This window comes from Snodgrassella alvi (assembly GCF_002777425.1).
Classification (GTDB): domain Bacteria; phylum Pseudomonadota; class Gammaproteobacteria; order Burkholderiales; family Neisseriaceae; genus Snodgrassella; species Snodgrassella alvi_B.
Genome location: NZ_MDVC01000006.1, coordinates 12,495 through 34,638 on the forward strand (window position 1 = coordinate 12,495; position 22,144 = coordinate 34,638).

The following is a 22,144-nucleotide window of genomic DNA, read 5'->3' on the forward strand; positions in this document are numbered from 1 at the left end:
TTAAGTAGAGTTGCTTAGCATAGGTGATTGCCAGCGTGTTTTGACTTGGGTACTGCCTGAATGCTGCTTTTTATTCCCTAATAGGGCTTGGCGCAATACTATCGGCTCATTTCTTCCATTTAACCGGAAAGGAATACCCTGTTTTCTTAAATGTTCAACCTGCTTGCTTTTGGCTTTATACCCCGTTAATACGATTACCTCTGCTGGTGTCAAAAATTCTGCATAGGGTGATATTTCAGACATGATCTCGCTCATATAAAAAATCCGGCTGATTGCCGGTATGTGTTGTTACGCTGGTGTTAATAAAAAAGCCAGCTAATGCTGACTTGAATCTATTACAAAATCAAAAAACAGATAAATATTAATTTACTACTTCGTAAACATTTGTAGTATTAATTTCCCTATTTTTTTATGTTTTTGTTTTAATTGAATTATGAGTTTTAATTCAACCAGGTCTTCTTTATTAAACTTATTTTGAAAAAATAAATCCAGTTCTTCGTATTCGATATTGATCTCTTTGTAGAAATCAATTAGTTCTGTAGCTGATTTTTCTTTACTTGAATCTTTATTTATTTCAAAACCAAGAAGTAAAATATCAATGATTATTGCTAAATCGTCTTTATTAATTTCATCATCAGCCAGCCACACTACCACTTCTTCCATATTGATAATGAAAGCTTTAACAAATTCTGGAGACCATCCATTCTTTAATAAAAATGATGCGCCCGAACTTAGCGAAGTGCGTTTGTTACCATCACTGAAGCAATGATTTTTGTTGATTGAAAAAATCAGGTGAACTAGCTTTGATGAAAAAGTTGGATAATACAAATCGTTCTGAATCATTGTTAACGCACTGATTAACAATCCCTCATCACGAATGCCCAATAAACCACCACTAGCTAAAATTATTTTATCGTGGATGGCGATAACCTCAGCCGGTTCAAGATAAATTATGGAATTCATTTATCACGCAAACGAATAAACACATCTTTGATATTAGAATCGCTTAATAAATTATCAAAATCTTTATCAAGGTCAACCTTTTCTATTCTTTGTTTTCTTTCGTATAAAGATGCCTGAACTACTTTTTCTGCTTGATTAGAAACGTTTTTACTGAAATCATTTTCTAACGATCTTAAAAGGTTAAACCTTTTCTCAATATTTTCCATGATAAGCTCCTTATTGATTCTTCATTCTATCATATGATTAAACGAATAATAAAAAGCCAGCATTTAGCTGGCCTCATTTTCTAAATCAACTGTCCAAACAAAAATACTTGCCTCTTTAGCCTGTTTAATGATGTCCTTAGTACCACGGCCATGCTTGTCCTTGAAAACCACCAGCATGGCATGATTCTGGCCATCTTTAGGGGCATTATGGTGCAGGGCATAATCAATCATCTTTTGATTACGCATGTGCCCGCAATTGTTCCCGTGTCGACCAAGCAAGGCAGTAAAGCTTTTGGTTTGGATATTGTGTACTCTTGCCCATTCTCGGGCTAAGTAAACCGCACCGTGAGATGTTCCGGAATCAATCAGGGTATCAATAGGGGTACTAGTATGTATTGATAGTAATGTTCTGGCTACGATACGGCGAAAACCATCACCAGAAACGATACGACCACCGCAAACGATAACATTCATGATTTAATCTGCCTGTTGTTGTTAAGTTTGCTAGGGCTGGGGTAGGGTGGTTGTATTGGTGGGGCGTTATACCAGTCGCAGGATAGGCCTGCGGCACCACCGTAAAAACTGTTGTGGTAAACAAGGCAGGTGATTTTGCGTCCATCACGTAAAACAACCTGTGTTTCCATAATATCTTCACCAGCCTGTTCCGCTGCTCTGATTTTTCTCTCTGCTACAGAATCACAACCAGCAATAAAAAAAGCCACAAAAGTGGCTATCATTGTATTTTTTTTCATAATGGTATTTACATTCAAAAAAAGGGGGAAGTTTATTCCCCCATTTGATTTCTAAAACAATGCTAAATTTAATTTATCACGAGGTGCTGCGACCTTTAAGTGCAAGCAGTTCCATTATCGTCAAGTGCATGTAATTAACACAGCTATTAATCCCGCCTGATAGTGCTGTTAGCTTGCTGGTAAATTTCAAAAAGTCCTCTTGGCTTAGTTTATCAGTGATATTATTACTTCTATAGCCGTCAGTTAATTTAGATAACGTTTCCATAATAAACGTTGTTGTATCTAACGCATGAAAACAATATTCACTAAGATGTTCTAAATCTTTTCTGCTGATCTGTTCTAGCATTTCATCTATACCCTCAACATCCTGTATTATGGCAAGCAACCCGGCGTTATTCATTAAGCAGGCTATTTCATCATGGTGACGGGCGCGAAACTTATCTTCTACTTGCATTGCTATATACTCCTAGTTAATAAATCAATTACATTGATAGGTTGATTAGGTTTTGTGCTCATTGTATCAATTGGATTGTGCAATCCAATAAATAAAGTGACCATTTGAGATTATTGCTATTAAATCCTTTGTTTTTTGCTGGGGTATGTTGCGTTTTGATGCGCTTTCCAGCCAGTGGCGTCTGATAATGGTTCTGGCATTTCTTAGATGTCCCACGCCGTAATGCGCCTCGGTATTTATTAGAGACGATTTGACAGGAATGATTACCTCATATAGTAGCATACCATATCTTACGACCAATGCTCCCGTTGGTCTATGCTCCCAGCAAATACGGTTGCCATAAGGGTGATTTTTTAATTCATGAAGATGTATTTTAAGCTTCATGATAACTCCTTTCAATTTGCGTTGTTTACTAATATGCGTTGGTTGTTAGAAGCATGTGTATACGAAAGAAAATACGCCGCACTTCTTCGTCTTGGTGATTGAGCAAAAAATCGGATATACTTTTATTTTCAGCCTTTATAAATTCGTCAATTTTATGCCTCAACCCTTTAAGCATAAGATCGGAAGCTTTAACTGCGCAGCTTTTATCTCTATATAAAAAACCAAGCTTTAACATGAGCTTTAGCTCTGGTTTATACCGGGTGTATTTAATTTTTATAGATGCTTCTTCATGTAATGGTTCGCTAACCCAAAAGTCACCACAAGCCGCTGATTTAGCACCTACAAAATGAAATATTTTCCTATTTCCCTTAACGTATGCACGCATGTATTCAGCAGCATCTTTAGCCCCTTGTCTGGTTAGATATACAAGGTTCCGATTTAATCTCATATTATCCGTATCCGTATCCATCCACTCATCAATAATAAAACCATCTGGGCTTGTAGGGTCAGCAATGAAAATTATAGTGTTCTTTAAAGGCTTTCTTTTTACTGGGAAAAAAGGTTGAGTCATTTCAGTCTCCATGTTTATTATTTGTTGGTTGGCAAAACTAAAGCCCGCTGGTTGGCGGGCTTGGCTATTTAGGTCTAGGAATTTCGGATAGAAGCATATAGTGGGTAACATGAATATCCGGATCACCCTCGTAATCCTCCCATATTTTTATCCCGGGTTGATAGTAAGCTAAATCAACCCCGTGTATACCCTCCCCACAGGTAAGATAAAAGTCTTTTCTATCTGGCAATCCATCTTTTTCAACGCTTTTCCAGTTGAGAAAATTATCCATTGCATTGTTATCCTTAACCATGTCCAATGACGCTGATATTATTTGACCTCTAAGCATTTCTGAAAATTCATACTCTATTCTTTCTCCTATAAACAATAGGATTAACTGTTCTTTTACGTTTAGATTCCTTGATACTTCTGCATAACCGTTTGCTGGTGTCATCCCTAACATCGCTAAGGCAGCTAGCCGAGCTGGGTAGGCTAAAGCATCTACTTCATCAGTGTCCTTTAAATTTAGTTCTGAAAACTTAACCTTAAGCTCCTCAATATCATAATCATCAAAATGCAAATATAGCGATTTATACTCCTGATAAATTGCTTTTGCTGATTGAGATTTGACTCCGGCTTTGATGGTTAATTGAAAAAACACAACGATAGTAATTATGAGGCCGGATATTATTGCGCTACACAATCCAGCTACCGTGCAAATAGCCACGAGCATCAAAATAAGCGCAGCCAACTTATCTAGTCGACCGAAAAACTTATACATAAATTTTTCATACCAAAATGAATAGGCAATCGAAAATTTTAAGTGTTGCGCCGTTTGTTCCCAGTTATCCATGCGTATTACCTCCATCTGTTATTAAGCTCAAAAACTAAAGCCCACTCGTTAGAATGGGCTGCGATTTTTAAACTCGTTTCACACTTGTCTCAGATCTTTCGACAGCTTATTTAAAGAACAATGAACAATCTATTGTCGCTATCAACTTATGCAGCGTGGCAACCTAGCCTGTACTTCCTTTTGCTGCGTTTCCCCAGTTCTTTTTCATACTGAGGTCATCGGTGTCTGTATTTGTTCGATGCAACAAGTATAGAAAACTAAACAAGCAAGGTCAATAATAAATTTAAAAAAATATACATTATTTCCTTAAATTTATTATATACATTTGATTTTTAATTATAAAAATGTATATAAAACTATACTCAAGAAGCTCCAGCCTCTGTAATATTTTTCATTGGTAAACATGTATAATTTATTATTTTTAACTAAGGAACATACATATGAACAACCGAACACTGAGGCTGCGTTATTTAATTGAGCGAGGTTTTGGAGGTAGTCAAACTGCATTTGCAAAAGCAATTAAGCGCAATACTGCCCAAGTTAATGCATTGGTTAAAGGCGGAGAGGTCAAAGGCGGTAAGAATCTTGGAGATGCTTTAGCATTATATATTGAGCGGACATTAGGGCTAGTAATAGGATGGTTTGATGAGCCAATTGACGGCGAGAACAGTCTTTCAAAGCCCAATAAAACAGACAACAAAATATTAGGCAAAAAAGCGGGCTTGTCGAGAGTGGGGTTTGTTGAGGCTTTCGATGAGTCAAATGATTTTCTGGATTGGGGGGTTGATATCCCGCTTTATACTGATATACGCCTATCAGCCGGCAATGGATTTTCGGCTGATATTCAAGACTATAATAATTTAAAATTAAGATTTTCAACCAATATGTTGCGTCGTTATAATGTTAAACCTAATTATGCGGTATGCATTACTGTGGACGGAAGTAGCATGGAACCGGGGATGCCAGACGGAGCAATAGTTGGTATAAATACAGAAGATAAGATTCTTCGGAATGATAAGTTATACGCAATAAATTATGATGGGCTTTTGTGCATTAGAATTTTACGCAAACTTCCTAGTAGTAAAATATTGATTCAAAGTTATAATACAGCATTATACCCTAATGAAGAGGTTGGTATAGAAGATGTAAGTATTATAGGGCGTATATTCTGGTGGTCTGTTTTTATTTGAAGTTAACGCATATTAATTTGTTTGTTTCATTGAAATATTATCTCCCTTTTATATGATTTCAACATAACAGATCATAGAAGTTATTAGAAAGATAGAAAAACTAATTATAAGCAAACATGTAAGATGGAGGATAGATAGGATTAAATATCTATAAAATCAAGTGGCAATGCTTTCCAAAATTTCCCATGAACAATTAAACGGTCAAGTTCATCTGGAGTAATCTCAAAGTCAGTATCCTTATATAACTCATTATCAGATATTACTTTAATAACTCCAGACTTCCCCCTTGCTAGGCGTTTGATATATGTATAACCATCAAAGGTAATTAAATAAACACCACTATCTTGGAATTTATCTATATCAGTTTTAATTAAAGTAATTGAGCGTCTTGGGATGGTTGGTTCCATACTGTCGCCATCTGGTGGCATTAATTCAACACCATTTAGATTTTGTGTTCCAAGTAGTTCAACAAGAGCATTATTAGGAATTTCTATTGTTCTTAAAAGTTCGGGAAAATCCGGATTACAAGACCCGAAACCGCAGGATGCGCGCATATCATATAGTCTCAATATAGTTGTGTTGCTTTGTGTAGGTATTATTGTAGTTGACAAGGTGGTTGTGGTGACGTTTTCATTATCTCTACCTGATTTATATTTATTTCCAGAGCCTTCTGCTAGCCATTGAGAAGAAAAATTTGTTTTCTTATCAAACTCTAATAATGGTTTTTTGCCTAGCCCAGTATCACCTTTGAACCATTGATTAACTAGCCCTTTAGAAACCTTTGCAAAATCTGCTAAGTCTTGTTGCGTAACAAGCCCATGTTCTGACATTAATTCCTGTAAACGTTCTCTTAGTGTACTCATGTCAAACAATCCCTTTTATTTTGTTCAGTAGTCTAAACAAAAAACCGTATAGTATGCTTGACTTGTTCTAGTATAGAAAACTATACTTAATTTAAGTTTAATTCTTGAGGCGTAAGCTATGCACACAAAAGACAATGAATTCATTGATGCACTAGGAGGCGTCACAAAAGTTGCAAAAATTTGTGGGATAACGCGGGGAGCAGTTTCTCAATGGAGGCAACGAGGGATTCCTAAAGCCCAGCTCAACTATTTAAGAACACTGCATAAAGAAATGTACCTATACATATTTCATGGAAGGGCTAATTAATGACAACTAAAACAGCCCAAGCAAGCCAGATTTTGAATAATCAAAATACAGAAGCAGCAGAGGTTGTGATTAACCTTGCTGCTATTCGATATCAAGCGAAAAGATTACAAGCGCATTTTCTTAATGCTGGCTTTCAATTCAGCGATAGCGAGTTCTTTAATTTGGCTTTTGATTTTATCGAGATCGTTTCTAGTAAAGACGTGCCCGCATTTATCGCACGGCAAGCCTATGAGCCGGGAAAAGTCGTTTTTTCCCCCTTTCTTCGTCTTAAGCCCTTTTTTGCCGCATTGAGGGCAAGACAGTGGTATTGAATTAGGTAAAGCCATGTAACACCCTTTCGGTAAATAGTTGTGTGAGAACGTCTATTTTACCACGGGCAAAGCGGAAAGACGCTTGACAGCCGGACAGACGGCGGTACGAAAAACACTGGTTAGAGCTGGAGGATGAATATGATGACAACTAAAGCAACTCAAATTTATCTGCAAGATGGTCAATCTGAGGTTGATTTTAAATTCAATGATGAATGGTGCCAGCTTAAAGAGCTGATTCGCTCCGGTAGGAAAGAGGAGGCGCATCGGTTATTGGATGTGCTAAGTGAAATATACCGAAACCGCCCGATTGAGGTTGTTGAGGCGTTGGAAGAGGAGATGGGGCTGAGATGAATAACAATAAAAAAAAGCCCACGGGACTGGGCTTTCGGAAAACGGCTGTTTGGCAGTCGTTCAATTCTTTAAATAACTACAGTTAACTACAGGTGTAATTATGACTTCAGTAGCAAATCTTGTCAATGATAACTCTTTAAAAATAGGCGATATTATCGGAGATGTTACATGTGCCTACAATCCGCGTCTGAAACGTATATGTAAGGGCGATATTAAGGCTGGGCTGGTTTTAAACCAGTTGCACTATTGGTGGCAGTACTGTACCAGTACGGCAAAGGGTTTTTATAAGTCTGTTAAGGAATTGGCTAGTGAACTGGATTTAAGTGAATATGCGGTACGTAAGTCTATTAAGCTGCTGGAAAGCCTTGGCTATATCCGGCGCAAGATTAAGAAGCTTGAGCATAGAACTTATTATCTGGTTGATGAGGCTGCGATTAAAAAGGCTGCTGAGTGTTTTGATGCTGATAAAGCTGACAAGCCTAAATATCGTGTATTTACTGGTGTGCTTGGTCGCATTTGCCGAGGTGCAAAATATGACATTTCCCGAATGACGACATGTCGCAATTCGGGAGTGGTGACATGTGACAATTCGGGAGTGGCGACATGTCAACACTCGGGAGTTGCGACATGTGACAGTTCGTATAAAGAAGAGATTTATACAAAGAATTATTCAGAGAATTATTCAGAGATAGAGCGCGCTAGTGATTCTGAGGATTTTGAGTTAGTCCCAGATGGTGAACAGCCAGAATCGAATGATGATAATGCTGATGGTGTTGAGTATGCGCCAATAGGGCTGCATAAGAAATGTGGCTGGTGTGAAAACTGGGTAATGCCGGATAAATATCTGGATTACGCGGCAGCTAAGGGGCTTGTTGGGACTGCGCTAGAGATTGAGATTGAGAAGTTTGTGAATTACTGGCTATCTGGTGATGCTAAGGATTCCAAGAAGCGCAACTGGGAAGCTACATGGCGCAGATGGGTTTTAACGTGGTCAACTAGCAGTGCTGGCAGAATGAGTGCCAATAAACGCCGGAATGAATGGGATTGTACTAATGCGCGCTATGTGGAGGTAAAACCGAATCTGCGGGTGTATGGGGTAGATGTTGGCGGACGCAGGGTGTTTGTTTCTGTTCTCGGAACAACTGGCGAATGGAAAGCGCCGAAATGGGAAGAGGTAGGCAATAGCTCAAGTGCTGATGAGTTGTTTATGGAAACTGTGCGTCTGTGGAATGAGGCTGATTATGGATGCTAGGGAGGTGTCTCAATTGCTGGCAGATAAGGCGTTGAGTGTGTCTGAGTATCTGCTCCCCAATGGCAGGAAAAATGGCAATGAGTGGTGCTGTGGCTCGGTTAATGGCGAGGAGGGGCAATCGCTAAAGGTGCATTTATCCGGCAGTAAGGCTGGTGTCTGGAAAGATTTTAGTGATCAGGACAAAGGTGGCGATTTGCTGGATTTGTGGGCAGCCTGTAGGGGATTAAGCTTTGTTGATGCGCTTAAGGATGCCTGTAAGTGGCTGGGGGTTGAGTTTTCTCCCAAGTTTTCAGTTGCCAGTAAAAAATCATTTACGCGCCCGTCTGTACGCTTGGGGGCGGTGATTCAGCCAAAAGAGGATGGTTATTTTGACAGGCGGCGCATTAATGGCAGTACGCTTAAAGCCTACAATGTGGCCAATCATGACAGGGAAATTGCTTTCCCGTTAATGGTTGAGGGGGTTATTTATAACATCAAGTACCTGACACCACGGCGTAAGGGTGAGGAGAAAAACCGCTGGCGACAAGAATCAAACTGTGAGCCATGTTTGTTTGGGTGGCAGGTAATCACGCCTGATGACGATAAGGTTGTGATTACTGAGGGTGAAATTGATGCTTTGAGCGTTTTTCAGTCTGGGGTAAAGGCGCTGTCTATGCCTAGTGGCGCTAAAAATCTGGAGTGGATTGAATACGACTGGGAGCGGTTGCAGCAGTTTAGGGTGATTTATCTGGCCTTGGATAATGATGACCCGGGACAGTTGGCCACGATGGAGGTTTTGCAACGGCTTGGTGAACACCGGTGCAAGTTGGTTGATTGGGGCGATTTTAAAGATGCTAATGAGTGCCTGTGTAAGGCTGGTGAAGCTGCTGTACTGGATGCCATAGTCAGTGCCAAGTACAAAAAACCGGAAGATTTAAAAAACGCCATTGAGTACGCGGACATTTTGTTTCAGGATTTTAATGGATTACTTGAGACTGCCGCAGGTAATACTACGCCATTTGTTGGGATGAAAGATTTTAAGTTTGGCATGGATCAGTTGACGGTATGGACTGGTTACAGTGGGCACGGCAAAAGCCAGCTATTGGGGTATTGCATGTGTGAAATGATACTGAGGCAGAAAGAACGCATTTGTTTGTTTTCCGGGGAGATGAAGCCCTACAAGGTATTAAATCGCATGGTTAGGCAGGTATGTGGAAAGCAGCGCCCTGATATTGCGGATTTAACAGAGGCATTAAATTTGCTATCTGGCGGGATGAATATCAATGGTGAGCGTTGCACGGAAGACAATGGCAATGAATCTGGCGGGCTGTGGATATATGACGTTAATGGCGCCGCCAGTCTGGAAAGGATGCTCAATGTATTTAAATATGCCAAGCAACGATATAACTGCCGTCATTTTGTTATTGATAGCTTGATGATGTTGGGGGTGGCTGAGAGTGATGTGGACAGGCAGAAAAAGATAGCGGAAATGCTGCGGGATTTTAAATCCCAAAACAATATACATATCCATCTTGTTGCTCACCCTCGTAAGCCTGATAACGGCGATGAATCCAAGCCTCCCAACAAGCATGATGTCAGGGGGTCGGCGGGGATTACTGATCTTGCTGATAATGTTTTGGTTGTGTGGAGGAATAGTGATGCTACAGGTTACGGGACAGACCCGGATGCCAAGCTTATTTGTCAAAAACAACGCGATTCGGGTTATCAGCCCATGGTTAATCTGTTTTTTGACCGTGAAAGCTGCCAATACCATGAGCGTGAAAGGGAAGCCATTAGCATGATTACAGGTGAAAGAGTTCGGCGGGATTTTAAGTCACAGCTTGTGCGATGATGATGTCAAGTTTAGGAAAGAGCGAAGAGTTAAAGGGTATATTTGATGATTAGTAAGATTGAGATAGACACTGCTGCGGATGTGCTGGCTGCGTATGAGCGAACTATGGCCGATCGGAAGAGGCAAGGGCATTGTCTGAGTGCTGAATGGCGCTACGGGAAAGAGAAAGTTATCAGGGAATATGCTTTTGATGGTGTGCACTACAAGCCTGAGGTGTTTGCATTGGTAAGAGGTGCGTTGTCGTTATTGGCACAAAACAATCGGGAGGCGTTTAATGTGCTAGGTATTGAGTATGGGCGCAAGAGCCACTACTTTAAGCGCCGTTCAATCACTGCACGCCATCGTGCTATGGTTAATAGGGGCGCATGGGCTGAACAGGTAGAAAGGGCGTTAATGCTGTTTTGGGCATATATGCAACATTGTGAAAATTTTGATAAATATTTTTTTAATTCACCCTTGCACATGACTTGAATATTTAGTATATTTCTAATCACTAATCTGTTTTTTTCCTTTTTAATGCCGGTGGCAGCTTTGCTGCACCCACAAGAAAGGCATTAACATTTTCTCCTTTTAAGTTGATAAACTTTACTACTACGCCCGCCGTCTCCCTGGCGGGTTTTTTTTATTGGGCGTCTGTATGTGGTTAGCTATTGCACATATAGGGCGTTGATAGCATGTGATAATGAGCACCTAATTTTTTTCATAAAACCCATCTTTTAACTAGCATTCTGGCTTGTGCGGCCAATCCTATCAAGCGCAGCTTTAGCTAGAAAGTTGGAACGGGTATCATGGGTTAATGATACGTAATTATCGACCTTGTCTAAAAGATACTTTGGCCAGCTCACATTAAAGCGTTCAGGCTTCAGGGTTAGGTGGTCAATATTAACCTCGATACCAAACCATTGAGCACCAGCATAATCGGGGTTGGTTATCAGGGTATCAAGTGTCGGCTGTTGTGTTTCAGGCTCCTTGCCGTCTTCGAGCATGCCTTCTATATGAAACAAAATAGCCTGTTTAGCTTCATCAATGGCCTGATTAAGTGTATCGCCATATGAAAAGCAGCCAGGTAAAGATGGTACGGTTACACCGTAGCCAGTGTTTTCATCTTTGTTAATAGCGATGTATAGAAACATGATGCGCCTTTCATTGTAACCGCCGGCTTATTTAAGGCCAGCTTGTTTTAGCTGCGGTTGGTGAAGAGCTTAAAATTACATCAAATTGAATCGAAGCACTATTGCCCGCCTATCGCTTTGACGGGCTTTGATCATGCAAGTAAGTCTAGTTGACCTTCATGAATACCCAATGCGGTAGCCAATTTAATTCTTGTGGCTTTACGTGGTTTTTTTGATGATTCCAGTTGTGAATAAGCTGGTTGAGTTATGCCTAATTTTGTAGCACATTCTTCTTGTGTAAGTTGCAAGTACTCACGCCATGCCCGAGCAGGTGAGTATTGTTTGTCGAACAATAAATCTACCACTTCACTAGGCACGCCATCGGTAAGATTAATTTTAGACGAGCTGGTTAACTGCAAGTATTTATCATAAGGAACTAGGACATATTCAGGATTACCAAATCGATTATTTATAATCTGATAATTAATAAGTGCGGTCATCGCGTTTTTTCACCTCTTCAATGGAGACGATGCTAATATCGCCATCATAATTAAACAACACCCGATAATTACCAACTCTTAGTCTGTAATCATACTGGTGATTATTAAGCTTCTTAACATTTAGGCAATTGGGCATGTTGGAAAGATTTGCAATCTTATCCCTAATAATTTTATGTGTAGGGATTTTGCTAAGTTGCTTAATAGCTTTGGGTTGGTAGATTATCCTATTCATAAGTAAATTATAAGATAAATATAAGTTATTTGCAATATTTTATAAGTTTTTGTGTTTGTTATTGAGATTTAATAGATTGAATTAAGACAAGTCCACGCATGCGCGCGTGGGCTTTTTTATTGGAATTGGGATATGAGTAACTCTATAGATTTTGCACAGGCGTATTACAACGGCCTTGAATTTGTCAGAAATAAGAAAAAAGAGGCGGCAGAAATTGATGCTGTGCTTACCCGGTTTTGCGAAGAGGTACATACTGCCAGCAAGGGCGAGCTGGCGTGTGTGGTGGGTTGGCCATATGGTCATGATTTATCTGAAATAAAAACAGTTTTGCTAAAGCGGGGGAAAAACAGAGGGGTTAGATCGATATTCGAGATTGAACCATCTCAAGGTGGTTACCCGTGTGTTGTTAAGTGTGGTGATTGGCATAAGTCTGTTATGGATAAAAACGACCTTGAAGCAACGCTAGCCGAAGCACTGCAAAGCTATAACGTTGCCTCTAATATTCACAAGACACTGATGCAAATCCGTAAAGATGCTGGTGCTTAAAACAGGTGGATGGAGCTATGAAGCTAACAGCTAAAGCCAGCCGACTAAAACCTGCGGGTTGTAACAGTCGGCTTTCATCTCCCCGACAATGCAAGGGTAAAGCTGGTGTATGGGGTCGTGGGCGTGGTGGTAGGCCATGGCGTCGCTTGCGTGAGGCGGTGCTGTTACGGGACAAGTACACCTGTCAATACTGTGGGTATGCTAGCGTTGAGGGTATGGAAGTGGATCACATTGTGAACATTGCAGCAGGTGGCACTGATGACATGGGTAATTTGCAGACGTTATGCAAAGCCTGCCATGGGGTGAAGACTAGGCTGGAGAGCCGGCGCGGGTAATGCTATGAGTGCAATTAATCCGTTTGATAGTGAGTACGTGATTTCTTGATGAGATAAGCACGCCAAGGTTAGCACTGCATTCTATAGTAACATCATTTAATAGTAACTTTGAGTAATCATTTATTATTGTTTTAGACTGCTTAAAAAATAGGCAGAGGGGTATTGTAAAGTTGGGTTAACTTGCAAGCGGTCACCGCCTGCCCTCTCAATCGCGGAAAAAATTCCCCTTTTTAACCTGTTAAAGGCTTTAACAGGCTAGGATTTTACCAATAAATTTATTGATTTAGGCCTATTTTGGCTTGTTAAACGCGCTTTGGCGCGTCTTTTTTTAACAGGAGTTTTGCAATGGCTATGAACGAGCAAAAAGAGTTGTTCGCACGCGCTATTGCTATCAGTGGCGGGAGGATTTCAAACCGGGAGGCAGCGATTGAGGCCGGTTATAGTGAGAAAACAGCCAGCGCGACGGGTAGCCGCTTGCGCAAAGACCCTGAGGTGATAGCACTTATCGAAAAATTAAGTACGCCAATGGCTAATTCTGCCAGCCAACAGGGTGATGATCTGGCGAAAGCTGCGGTAAAGGTGGCTGATACAGTACCCGCATTACAGGCTGATTCGTTTTACGGTGAAGTGATTGTACAAACGGGGCTACAGGTGGCGATTGGTGATAAAAATTATTCGTTACTTGATCCACGCGATTTGCTGACGCTGGCCGGCATGGGGATAGTTACCCTAACACAGTCGCAGATTAAGAGTTTGCAAACGGTATTGCCCTACAAGTACGGCAAAGTGGGTGAAACGGGCAAGAAAGAAGCGCAACAGGCTGCGGCGGAAGAAATATTGCAGACTGATACGTTTGCACCGTTGCGATCACCGTCCATCGGGCGGTTGCAATGAGCGCACTGGTGGAATCTGCTACGCCTGAATGGACTACGGCATGCGTTGACTGGCAGCAACGGATTGTTAACAGGCAAAGTTTGATTGTGACACCGCCGTTATTTCAGGAATCAGCGGACGCGGCGCTGCGCATATTTCGCGCCCTAAGGCTGTGTGATGTGCCGGGGGAGCCGCGGATTGGTGATCCGGGGGTATCGAAGAACTGGATATTTGATTTTGTAGCGGCGATTTTCGGTGCCTATAACCCTGATACAGGGGTGCGGCTGATTAATGAGTTCTTTTTGCTTATCAGCAAGAAAAATTCCAAATCGACATACAGTGCCGGAATCATGCTGACCGCGCTGGTGCTTAACTGGCGTCGGGATGCTGAGTTTTACATCATTGCGCCGACTAAACACGTTGCTAATAACAGTTTTAATCCGGCGCGGGCAATGATTAATGCTGACCCGCAGTTGCGCCAGCTTTTTCAGGTGCAAGAGCATAGCCGTACGATTACCCATCGCGGCACTAATGCAAAATTGCAGATTATTGCGGCTGAATCGGATACGGTATCCGGGGTAAAGGGCACAGGGGTATTGATTGAGGAAGTCTGGCTGTTCGGTAAGCGCGCTAATGCGGTGAATATGTTTACTGAGGTGACGGGTGGGATGGTTTCACGGCCGGACGGTTTTACCATTTATCTGTCTACTCATTCAGATGAAGCACCACGCGGGGTATTTGCTGACCTGCTGAGCCGGGGACGAGCCGTGCGCGATGGTGAAATAACGCAGAACTACTTTTTACCGGTGCTGTATGAATTCCCGCCGTCGATGCTGGAATCAAAAGCCTATATGAATCCGGACAACTTCTACATTACTAATCCCAATCTGGGCGCATCGGTAGGCGTTGATCAACTGCGGCAACTATGGGACAAGGCGAAAAACGGTAAACCGGAGGAGGAGCGGCAGTTCTGGGCTAAGCATCTGAATGTGCCGATTTCCATAGCTTTAACCAATGATGTATGGCTGGCGGCCAATTTCTGGGAAAAAAATACACTGGAATCTATTGGCACGCTAGATGAATTACTGGCCGCTTGTGAGGCGGTGACGATAGGGATTGATGGTGGTGGCCTTGATGACCTGCTGGCACTGGCCGTGGTGGGCAGACGCAAGGGTGCACCGCGCCAATGGATGGTATGGGCTTATGCATGGGCTTCCCCGATTGTGCTGGAGCGGCGCAAAAGTATTGCTTCTACGCTGGAGGGTTTTGCGGCTGCGGGTGAAATGACGATTGTGTCGCAGGTTGGCGATGATATCGAAGAGATTGCCGATATGGTGAAGTACATTTATGACCGTGGCTTGCTGATTGAAATTGGGCTGGATAGTGCCGGTGTAGGCCAGATTGTCGATGCCATTCTGGAGCGTCATGTGCCGCAGGATTTATTAAAAGCGGTTACGCAGGGGTGGCGATTAAAAAATGCGATTCAGACGGTAGAGCGCAAGCTGGCGGAGGGAACATTGCAGCATGGTAATAACGCTATGTTTGCCTGGTCGATGTCTAACGCCCGTACTGAATTACGTTCTAACAGTTTACTGATAACTAAACAAGCGAGTGGCTGGGCGAAGATTGACCCGGTGATGGCCATGCTGGATGCGGTGCATATTCTGACCGAAAACCCAAACGCTGAGCCTAGAAACGATAAATCAGTATATGAAACGCGCGGGGTTCGATATATCAGCTATGAGTAAAAAAGATAAGAGAGCGCGCAAAAATTCTTCGCGAGGTATTCGTAGCGAGGGTTTACAGGCGTTGCGATTTGACGGTGTGGATGATCCGGCATTTAAGGAATTTATCCGCAATAGCGTTAGTGGTGGCGGGGTGCAGATTGGCGAAAATAAAGCCCTGATGAACTCGGCATTAAACCGTTGCGTAAATGTAATTTCGGAGTGCATCGCCTATCTGCCCATCAGGTTACTGACAGATACGGATGAAAAGGAGGTGCTGAAAGATGACCCACTATACCGGTTGATCAAGAAAAAGCCCAATGATTGGCAGACGGCCTACGAGTTCAAGCGGCAGATGCAAACACTGCTGCTGGAATACGGTAATGCCTATGCCCGGGTTATACGCAGTGGCAAGCGGGTGGTTTCTCTAGTGCCGATGCATCCAACACGGGTATCAGTAGAACAGCTAGATGATTGGTCACTGCGCTATACCTATACTAGCGCCAAAGGTAAGCAGACGCAAATGGGCGCCGATGAGGTGTTTCATCTGCGCGATTATTCGGAAGACGGGATTAAAGGTATTTCACGGGTAAAGCTGGCACGGGAAGCACTGGGCATAGCTTTTAGTGCGGAGAAAGCCACCCGGCGGACATTTGCACACGGGGTTATGGCCAGCGGGGCAGTAGAAGTACCAAAGGCTTTAACCGATGAGGGTTTTAACCGTCTGCGGGAATCACTGCGGGCGGCTAATAGTGGTGCTGAAAATGCCGGCGGGGTGATTCTGCTGGAAGATGGCGCCAAGGCGGCCAAATGGTCGAGTACGGCGGTGGATGCTCAGTTGCTGGAAAACCGCGCGCACCAAATAGAAGAAGTTGCCCGCTTTTTTGGGGTACCGCGTCCGCTATTGATGCTGGACGATACTTCATGGGGTTCAGGCATTAATGAACTGGGTATTTTCTTTATTAAATTTGGCTTAAATCCGTGGCTGACCTTGTGGGAGCAAGCACTGGAACGGGTATTACTTGATGACGACGGCAAAATACTTAAATTCAATACTGGGGCATTGCTGCATGGTTCGCTTAAAGATCAGGCGGAGTATTTCAGTAAAGCGCTGGGTGCTGGCGGTACGCAGCCATGGCTAACACAGAATGAGGTGCGGCGCACATGCGATTTACCCCGCAGCAAGGACAAGGACGCTGACAGTTTAAAAAATCCGATGACATCTAAGCAGATGGATAAAAGAGGCAAACAGAATGAGCTTGATTAAATTACCTCAACTGAACGCGGGAGCGATTCCCGAAAAAGTTTCGTATGAGTTAACGCCACAGGCCGCAAAAAAGTGGTCGGCGGGTATTAAGGCGCAGGATGACGATGATGATAACGGTAATGTGATTAATATTTATGACGTTATCGGCGGTTATGACGATGGTGCTGCAAATTGTGACTATGTGGCCAAAGCACTAAAGCGAATTGGTAATAATGATGTGGTGGTGAATATCAACAGCCCCGGCGGTAGTTATTTTGAGGGGGTAGGTATTTATAACCAGTTAAGTATGCACCCCGGTCGGGTAACGGTGCAGGTGGTAGGCATGGCGGCCAGTGCAGCTTCGGTGATTGCCATGGCCGGAGATGAAATTCTGATCGGCTCAGGCGCCTTTCTAATGATTCATAACGCATGGTGTCTGGCTATGGGTAATCGGCATGATTTGCAGGGCATTATTGATGGCTTGGGTGCTTTTGACAAGGCTATGGCAGACCTGTATGCACAGCGGAGCCATCGGCCATTGGATGAAATTGCTGCCATGATGGATAAAGAAACATGGCTGGATTGTACGGCAGCGATGGAATGCGGTTTGGCCACCGGCCGGCTGGAAGTGAAAAAGCAGACTACGGTCGATAGTGAAAGTAAACAGGCTAGGGCGTTAGTAGATACGGCTTTGGCGCAATTGGGTATGTCGCGAAAAGAACGGCGGCAGGTATTAAGTTCATTGAATAAAAACCACAGCATGCCGTGCGCTGCTGAGGATTCTGCTACGCCCGGCGCTGGCAGCGATGATTTTTTGGCTAGTGCAAATGGCCTTTTGAATTTTTTGAATAGAAAGGATTAAGTATGAAAAAGCAAGATGTGAAGCAGTATCCGTTACGTGGTGTGATTGGGGTATATGCCAATACGGGCAGTGATCCGGTGACTATGATTAATGGTATTCGCTCAAGTTTGCAGGACTGGCAAAACAACCAGACTGGTGAAGTGAATGCTTTGCGTGAACAAATGGGAGCCGGGGAAAAAGCGCAGGCGGAATTAAAACAGACGATAGTGGATTTACAGGCCAGTTATGATGATTTGGCTAAAAAAATTGCCGCGGGGCAAATGAACGGCGTGGGTGGTCTAAGTCCCGAGGCGATGGCGCAAAGTGCGGCTATGGTCAGTTATTTGCGTTCGGGTGAAGTCAATGCTGCGCTAACTAAAGATGGTAATCTTGGTGTGGTGGCGCCGTCGGAGTGGGATCGTACGGTAACCAATAAGCTGGTGGAAATTTCGCCAGCGCGGCAATTGTTTAATGTAAAGACCACGGACAACGCTTCTTTCAAAAAAGTTTATAACCTACACGGCTTTGCTTCTGGCTGGGTAGGGGAAACGGATAAGCGGCCGGAAACAAAGACGGGCGAGTTGAAAGAATATGAGTTCAAAACCGGGGAGATTTACGCCAATCCGGCAGTTACACAGACAGCACTGGATGATGCGGAGATTGATGTTGAGGCACTGATTAACGAGGAAGTAAGTAACGAGTTCGCCATTCGTGAAAATGCAGCTTTCTTTGCTGGTGACGGGGCTAATGGTAAACCAATAGGTATTCTTACGTTTGTTGAGGGACAGGCAAACGAAAAAGCGCACCCACTCGGTGCAATTCAGGCAGTTCAGTCTCAACGTTCTAGTAGCTATGAACTATACCCTGATGATCTTTTTGACTTAACTGGTGCATTGCCCTCAGCGTTTATGCCTAAAGCAGCATTTATGATGAATCGCAAGACGATGACGCTGGCACGCAAAATGAAAAACGATAGGGGTGACTATATATGGCAGCAGTCGATGCAGATAGGGCAGCCTAATCGTTTGCTGGGTTATCCAGTGTATGAAGTGGCCGATATGCCGGATATGGGTAGTGGTTCTATTCCGATATTGTTTGGTGACTTTAACCGCGCTTATATTATTCTGGATCGAAAAGGCATCCGTGTGTTACGTGACCCGTTTAGCAATAAACCCTATGTTCACTTTTATACAACTAAGCGCACTGGTGGTGGGGTTGATAATCCGGAAGCGGTTAAAGCGTTCGTTATGTAAGGGGTTTTAAAATGGCTAAATTAATCAAGGATTTTAAATGCATTTTACCGGGGCAACTGTATCCGACGCTGCTTAAAGCGGGAGAGGAGTGCCCGCCGGAGCATGAGCAAAACGCACGTAAATGGGGTTGTTTGCCGCCTGAGGGTGTGGCAGAAGTGGGAGTAGAGGCAGCTAAAGCGGAATTGGAAGCAGTCAAGGCGGAAGCGGAGGCAGCTAAAGCGGAATTGGAAGCAGTCAAGGCGGAAGCGGAGGCAGCTAAAGCGGAATTGGAAGCAGTCAAGGCGGAAGCGGAGGCAGCTAAAGCGGAATTGGAAGCAACCAAAGCGCAAGCAGCCGAGGCGGAAGCAGCGTCCAAAAAGGACGACAAGAAAAACGGCGGCAATAAGTAATGCGTTTTCTTACAGTAAAGCAGATACGTGACAACCAGCGACTGGATACCGATGAGGAAGACCAGTTGCTGGAGCTGATCGGTAGCGCGGCGGAGGCGCATGTGATTGCCTACCTCAATCGCCCTGTGTATGTAGATGGGGATGAGAAGCGCGCGGCAGAAGAGGCGGGTGCGGAAGATGGTATTGTGGTTACACCAGATATCATATTATCCATGCTAATAACCGCAGGATATTTTTATGCGCACCGGGAGGATTTGGGTCGGGCTGAAAATGCCGCCGTACCGGTTAATGCACATAATCTGCTGGATTTACACCGGAAGCGGCCAATGCCTAGATAAACGGGATAAACCGGGGGTGATGTATGCCCTCGGTTTTTTATTGCAGCCGTACCGGATTATGTGGGGGGGATTCATGAGTATTGCGGCAGGCAAACTTGATAAACGGGTATTGATTCAACGCCCGGAAATCAGCAAGGGCAGTCTGGGAGATATTGAAAAAAACTGGGTTGATGTCGGCAAGGTATGGGCAAACATGTCCTATCTGTCTGGCCGTGAATTTGTTAAAAACGGGCTGGATTCGGCAAGTTGTACCGTGTCGATACAGGTGCGCACAAGCAAACTGACAGCCAACATTACTCCTGAATACCGGATTATGTACAAAGGCAGTATTTTCAATATTCAGGCAGTATTACCGGATTCGATTCACCCCGAAGTAATTAATTTACCTTGTACAACGGGTATGAACGAGGGTTAAAAATGGCATTCAACTTTAAGGTTAACGGGCTGGAGCGGTTGCAGAAAAAGCTAAGGCGACTTGGTAAGAGCGTTCAGGAAGACATTGCTAAAAAAGCCACCGGCAAAGGTGCAGCCATCATCCGGGACGAGGCAAAAAACAATGCCTACAAGGCACCAAAACCTTACCGGGTTTACAACAGTGACGGCAAGGGTGGTAAAACCTGTACAGTAGTACAGCCCGGCCATGTCGGGCGCAGCATCATCATGAAGCGCATCCCTGCCTCGGAACGGCACGGACTGGCTTCCAAGCATATTGTTACCGTATCCAATTCCAAGGAAATTCCCAAAGGAGCAAAACAGATTGCCACCTTTGTGGAATACGGTATTAACATGCCGCAGCCACACCCGTTTATGCGTACAGCCTATGACAATAAGCGCGGGGAGGCTAAAAAGGAAGCAACCAAAATAATGCTGGAAGAGGTGCAGAAAGAATGGAAGAAATAGCTATTTTTTACAGCACCATAAAGGATTTATGCGGTGGGCGTGTTTATCCAGACCTGATACCGGTGCAGAACAGCGCCACAGACCCGGCTATGTGGCCAGCGATGCGCTATGTGCTTGTTTCCGGGCAAGTGGAGGCAACAAACTGTTACCAGAGTTTCAACCCGCGGGTGCAGGTGGATATTTATGCTAGTACGGCGCAGGAGCGCGCGCAATGTGTGCAGCAGGTGATGGATACAATACAGGCTAGCGACGAAATCGAATGCCTGCTTAAAACAGCGCCATTCTTTTCTTACGATATTGACAGAAAGAAATATCAGGCAACCTTTGATTATCTGATTGTTTAACTGACAATTGTTTTTTTATACGAGCCACGGTTATCCGTGGCTTTTTTTATGGAGTTTTGTTATGGCAAAAGCACAAGGGCAACCGGCTATTAAGAAAAGTGCGAAGCGCGGGATGAGTTTTAATAGCCGCACTTACTTTTACGACCTGCCGGAGACGCCGACAAAAGTTATTAGTGATTTAACAAACACTAAACCAGCCATTGCTACATCTGTGGGTCATGGCTTGAAAACGGGTGATGCGGTTTGGGTTGAGAGCGTCGAAAACGATGCTATTAATGGCTATTATCTTGTTAGCGTGAGTAACGAAGACTCATTTGCGCTGATGACGCTGGACGGGGAAGATATCGGCACGGTGACCGATGCTAAATTTACCACCGTGAAAAGATACAGCTTCTGTGATGCCACCAGCGTCAAGATAGCGGCGCTCAAGACTAAAGCAATTGATGCAACCACCATCTGCGACGAGGGCGCTGTCACTGAGCTGGAAAAAGAGCCGGGCACCATTAGCCTGTCCGGATTGTGGGCGCCAGACAAAGAAGTTCAGGATTTTCTGGAAGAGATGGCCGAGGAGCTGGAGACCATATTTTTTACCTTAAAACCCAAAGGCAGCAAGTATATGCGCGGTTATCAGGTAAAAATCACCAGCTTGGACTGGGATGGTAAAAGTGGCGATAAATGGCAGTTTTCTATCGAACTGCAAATTAATGGTCGCAGCCGTAAGTTAGATATGACAACAGGAGCAAAATAAGATGACCAACACCGCAAACACAAAAGAAGCCTTTATCAATGCCGCCCGCCAGTATATGCGCAAGGCAGTAATCAGCGCCGTACCGGATATTGCCCCGTACGATGGACATCTGCATGTCAAGATGTTCAATGTGCGCGAAATGACCGATTTTTTTCAGCGGTGCAGCGAATTTGAAAGCAGCTACGATGATGGTTTAAACGGCGTGCGTGAAAAAGCGCTGATGATTGTCGACCAGGATGGCAATCCCATGTTTTACCCGGATAGCCGCGAAGATTTGGAGTTTCTGGCTGACCTGCCCAGCAAAGTACTGGCGGCCGTACAAGATCATTTCTTCCTGATCAACGGAGATGCAGGGTTAAAAAAGCAGTTACAAGACGCGAAAAATTCATAATTGAGCTGTCTTTTCTGTTGCATATCCCGGCCAGAGAAATTGACGGCTGGCCGGTAAGCGAATTTAACCGCTATCTGAATTATTACAACCGCTTCGGCTTCCCGC

34 protein-coding genes are annotated in these 22,144 nt (G+C 43.7%); 21 read left to right on the forward strand and 13 right to left on the reverse strand.

Features of this window, described 5'->3' with window-relative positions:
- The 9 genes from BGI33_RS02195 to BGI33_RS02235 all read right to left on the reverse strand — a co-directional run bounded on the left by BGI33_RS02195 (position 1) and on the right by BGI33_RS02235 (position 4,162).
- Positions 1-255, reverse strand: coding sequence for a DUF4224 domain-containing protein (locus tag BGI33_RS02195; RefSeq protein WP_257378919.1), 255 nt, complete (start codon positions 253-255; stop codon positions 1-3).
- 114 nt (positions 256-369) lie between these two features.
- Entirely contained in the window at positions 370-963 is a 594-nt protein-coding gene (locus tag BGI33_RS02200) for a type II toxin-antitoxin system death-on-curing family toxin (protein ID WP_100089761.1), read from the reverse strand.
- Positions 960-1,169: a hypothetical protein gene (locus BGI33_RS02205; protein WP_100089762.1), complete on the reverse strand. Its 210-nt coding sequence runs from the start codon at positions 1,167-1,169 to the stop codon at positions 960-962. The genes BGI33_RS02200 and BGI33_RS02205 overlap by 4 nt, the downstream gene beginning before the upstream one ends.
- 63 nt (positions 1,170-1,232) lie before the next feature.
- The gene (locus BGI33_RS02210) at positions 1,233-1,643 is read right to left on the reverse strand and encodes an SLOG family protein (RefSeq protein ID WP_100089763.1); all 411 of its coding nucleotides are present in this window, start codon (positions 1,641-1,643) and stop codon (positions 1,233-1,235) included.
- Entirely contained in the window at positions 1,640-1,921 is a 282-nt protein-coding gene (locus tag BGI33_RS02215) for a hypothetical protein (RefSeq protein WP_100089764.1), read from the reverse strand. The genes BGI33_RS02210 and BGI33_RS02215 overlap by 4 nt, the downstream gene beginning before the upstream one ends.
- 76 nt (positions 1,922-1,997) lie before the next feature.
- On the reverse strand, positions 1,998-2,375 hold the full coding sequence (locus BGI33_RS02220; protein WP_100089765.1) for a hypothetical protein: 378 nt from the start codon (positions 2,373-2,375) through the stop codon (positions 1,998-2,000).
- 66 nt (positions 2,376-2,441) lie between these two features.
- On the reverse strand, positions 2,442-2,759 hold the full coding sequence (locus BGI33_RS02225) for a hypothetical protein (RefSeq protein ID WP_100089766.1): 318 nt from the start codon (positions 2,757-2,759) through the stop codon (positions 2,442-2,444).
- Between the two features lie 28 nt (positions 2,760-2,787).
- Positions 2,788-3,330, reverse strand: a complete 543-nt coding sequence (locus BGI33_RS02230; protein ID WP_100089767.1) for a hypothetical protein — start codon at positions 3,328-3,330, stop codon at positions 2,788-2,790.
- Positions 3,331-3,394: 64 nt separating this feature from the next.
- Complete coding sequence (locus BGI33_RS02235; protein ID WP_100089768.1) at positions 3,395-4,162, reverse strand: hypothetical protein; 768 nt, start codon at positions 4,160-4,162, stop codon at positions 3,395-3,397.
- A 440-nt stretch (positions 4,163-4,602) separates the two neighbouring features.
- Here BGI33_RS02235 and BGI33_RS02240 point away from each other — a divergent pair, with 440 nt between their 5' ends.
- Positions 4,603-5,352: a S24 family peptidase gene (locus tag BGI33_RS02240; protein WP_100089769.1), complete on the forward strand. Its 750-nt coding sequence runs from the start codon at positions 4,603-4,605 to the stop codon at positions 5,350-5,352.
- A gap of 140 nt (positions 5,353-5,492) precedes the next feature.
- On the opposite strand, the gene BGI33_RS02245 is transcribed toward BGI33_RS02240, so the two are convergent.
- The gene (locus tag BGI33_RS02245; RefSeq protein WP_100089770.1) at positions 5,493-6,215 is read right to left on the reverse strand and encodes a LexA family transcriptional regulator; all 723 of its coding nucleotides are present in this window, start codon (positions 6,213-6,215) and stop codon (positions 5,493-5,495) included.
- Between the two features lie 118 nt (positions 6,216-6,333).
- On the opposite strand from BGI33_RS02245, the gene BGI33_RS14060 reads away from it, so the two are divergent.
- The 6 genes from BGI33_RS14060 (at position 6,334) to BGI33_RS02275 (ending at position 10,738) form a co-directional block, all read left to right on the forward strand.
- Positions 6,334-6,522: a Cro/CI family transcriptional regulator gene (locus BGI33_RS14060; RefSeq protein WP_100089771.1), complete on the forward strand. Its 189-nt coding sequence runs from the start codon at positions 6,334-6,336 to the stop codon at positions 6,520-6,522.
- Positions 6,522-6,833 (forward strand): hypothetical protein, encoded by a 312-nt coding sequence (locus BGI33_RS02255; RefSeq protein ID WP_100089772.1) that lies wholly within the window; start codon positions 6,522-6,524, stop codon positions 6,831-6,833. Before BGI33_RS14060 ends, BGI33_RS02255 begins: the two co-directional genes overlap by 1 nt.
- Before the next feature lie 138 nt (positions 6,834-6,971).
- Positions 6,972-7,184, forward strand: coding sequence for a hypothetical protein (locus tag BGI33_RS02260; protein WP_100089773.1), 213 nt, complete (start codon positions 6,972-6,974; stop codon positions 7,182-7,184).
- A 100-nt stretch (positions 7,185-7,284) separates the two neighbouring features.
- Positions 7,285-8,436, forward strand: a complete 1,152-nt coding sequence (locus BGI33_RS02265) for a winged helix-turn-helix domain-containing protein (RefSeq protein WP_100089774.1) — start codon at positions 7,285-7,287, stop codon at positions 8,434-8,436.
- Positions 8,426-10,267: a DnaB-like helicase C-terminal domain-containing protein gene (locus BGI33_RS02270; protein ID WP_180298952.1), complete on the forward strand. Its 1,842-nt coding sequence runs from the start codon at positions 8,426-8,428 to the stop codon at positions 10,265-10,267. The genes BGI33_RS02265 and BGI33_RS02270 overlap by 11 nt, the downstream gene beginning before the upstream one ends.
- A gap of 45 nt (positions 10,268-10,312) precedes the next feature.
- Positions 10,313-10,738, forward strand: coding sequence for a hypothetical protein (locus tag BGI33_RS02275; RefSeq protein WP_100089776.1), 426 nt, complete (start codon positions 10,313-10,315; stop codon positions 10,736-10,738).
- Between the two features lie 245 nt (positions 10,739-10,983).
- Here the strand turns inward: BGI33_RS02275 and BGI33_RS02280 are convergent, their stop codons facing one another.
- The 3 genes from BGI33_RS02280 to BGI33_RS14065 all read right to left on the reverse strand — a co-directional run bounded on the left by BGI33_RS02280 (position 10,984) and on the right by BGI33_RS14065 (position 12,111).
- A complete protein-coding gene (locus tag BGI33_RS02280) occupies positions 10,984-11,400 on the reverse strand; it encodes a type II toxin-antitoxin system HicB family antitoxin (RefSeq protein ID WP_100089777.1) in 417 nt (138 codons plus the stop codon).
- A 131-nt stretch (positions 11,401-11,531) separates the two neighbouring features.
- On the reverse strand, positions 11,532-11,879 hold the full coding sequence (locus tag BGI33_RS02285; RefSeq protein ID WP_100089778.1) for a helix-turn-helix domain-containing protein: 348 nt from the start codon (positions 11,877-11,879) through the stop codon (positions 11,532-11,534).
- The gene (locus tag BGI33_RS14065) at positions 11,863-12,111 is read right to left on the reverse strand and encodes a type II toxin-antitoxin system RelE family toxin (protein ID WP_100089779.1); all 249 of its coding nucleotides are present in this window, start codon (positions 12,109-12,111) and stop codon (positions 11,863-11,865) included. The genes BGI33_RS02285 and BGI33_RS14065 overlap by 17 nt, the downstream gene beginning before the upstream one ends.
- A gap of 132 nt (positions 12,112-12,243) precedes the next feature.
- Here BGI33_RS14065 and BGI33_RS02295 point away from each other — a divergent pair, with 132 nt between their 5' ends.
- From BGI33_RS02295 to BGI33_RS02360, 14 genes are all read left to right on the forward strand, one after another.
- A complete protein-coding gene (locus BGI33_RS02295) occupies positions 12,244-12,657 on the forward strand; it encodes a hypothetical protein (RefSeq protein ID WP_100089780.1) in 414 nt (137 codons plus the stop codon).
- Positions 12,658-12,674: 17 nt separating this feature from the next.
- Positions 12,675-12,992, forward strand: a complete 318-nt coding sequence (locus BGI33_RS02300) for an HNH endonuclease (protein WP_100089781.1) — start codon at positions 12,675-12,677, stop codon at positions 12,990-12,992.
- A 345-nt stretch (positions 12,993-13,337) separates the two neighbouring features.
- Positions 13,338-13,886 carry a terminase small subunit gene (locus tag BGI33_RS02305; RefSeq protein WP_100089782.1) on the forward strand — a complete coding sequence of 183 codons (549 nt, stop codon included), beginning with the start codon at positions 13,338-13,340 and terminating at the stop codon, positions 13,884-13,886.
- Positions 13,883-15,613 carry a terminase large subunit gene (locus BGI33_RS02310; protein ID WP_100089783.1) on the forward strand — a complete coding sequence of 577 codons (1,731 nt, stop codon included), beginning with the start codon at positions 13,883-13,885 and terminating at the stop codon, positions 15,611-15,613. Before BGI33_RS02305 ends, BGI33_RS02310 begins: the two co-directional genes overlap by 4 nt.
- Positions 15,606-16,856, forward strand: coding sequence for a phage portal protein (locus tag BGI33_RS02315; RefSeq protein WP_218965105.1), 1,251 nt, complete (start codon positions 15,606-15,608; stop codon positions 16,854-16,856). Before BGI33_RS02310 ends, BGI33_RS02315 begins: the two co-directional genes overlap by 8 nt.
- On the forward strand, positions 16,843-17,697 hold the full coding sequence (locus tag BGI33_RS02320) for a head maturation protease, ClpP-related (protein WP_100089784.1): 855 nt from the start codon (positions 16,843-16,845) through the stop codon (positions 17,695-17,697). The genes BGI33_RS02315 and BGI33_RS02320 overlap by 14 nt, the downstream gene beginning before the upstream one ends.
- 2 nt (positions 17,698-17,699) lie before the next feature.
- Positions 17,700-18,929: a phage major capsid protein gene (locus tag BGI33_RS02325; RefSeq protein WP_100089785.1), complete on the forward strand. Its 1,230-nt coding sequence runs from the start codon at positions 17,700-17,702 to the stop codon at positions 18,927-18,929.
- An 11-nt stretch (positions 18,930-18,940) separates the two neighbouring features.
- Complete coding sequence (locus BGI33_RS12990) at positions 18,941-19,318, forward strand: hypothetical protein (protein ID WP_180298951.1); 378 nt, start codon at positions 18,941-18,943, stop codon at positions 19,316-19,318.
- Positions 19,318-19,656, forward strand: a complete 339-nt coding sequence (locus BGI33_RS02335) for a head-tail connector protein (RefSeq protein WP_100089786.1) — start codon at positions 19,318-19,320, stop codon at positions 19,654-19,656. Before BGI33_RS12990 ends, BGI33_RS02335 begins: the two co-directional genes overlap by 1 nt.
- Positions 19,657-19,729: 73 nt before the next feature.
- Positions 19,730-20,071 carry a phage head closure protein gene (locus BGI33_RS02340; protein WP_174828660.1) on the forward strand — a complete coding sequence of 114 codons (342 nt, stop codon included), beginning with the start codon at positions 19,730-19,732 and terminating at the stop codon, positions 20,069-20,071.
- Between the two features lie 2 nt (positions 20,072-20,073).
- Positions 20,074-20,556 (forward strand): HK97-gp10 family putative phage morphogenesis protein, encoded by a 483-nt coding sequence (locus BGI33_RS02345; RefSeq protein WP_100089788.1) that lies wholly within the window; start codon positions 20,074-20,076, stop codon positions 20,554-20,556.
- Complete coding sequence (locus BGI33_RS02350; protein ID WP_100089789.1) at positions 20,544-20,900, forward strand: DUF3168 domain-containing protein; 357 nt, start codon at positions 20,544-20,546, stop codon at positions 20,898-20,900. The genes BGI33_RS02345 and BGI33_RS02350 overlap by 13 nt, the downstream gene beginning before the upstream one ends.
- Positions 20,901-20,961: 61 nt before the next feature.
- Positions 20,962-21,648: a phage tail tube protein gene (locus BGI33_RS02355; protein WP_100089790.1), complete on the forward strand. Its 687-nt coding sequence runs from the start codon at positions 20,962-20,964 to the stop codon at positions 21,646-21,648.
- A gap of 1 nt (position 21,649) precedes the next feature.
- Positions 21,650-22,039 carry a hypothetical protein gene (locus BGI33_RS02360; protein ID WP_100089660.1) on the forward strand — a complete coding sequence of 130 codons (390 nt, stop codon included), beginning with the start codon at positions 21,650-21,652 and terminating at the stop codon, positions 22,037-22,039.
- The last annotated feature ends 105 nt before the right edge of the window (positions 22,040-22,144 follow it).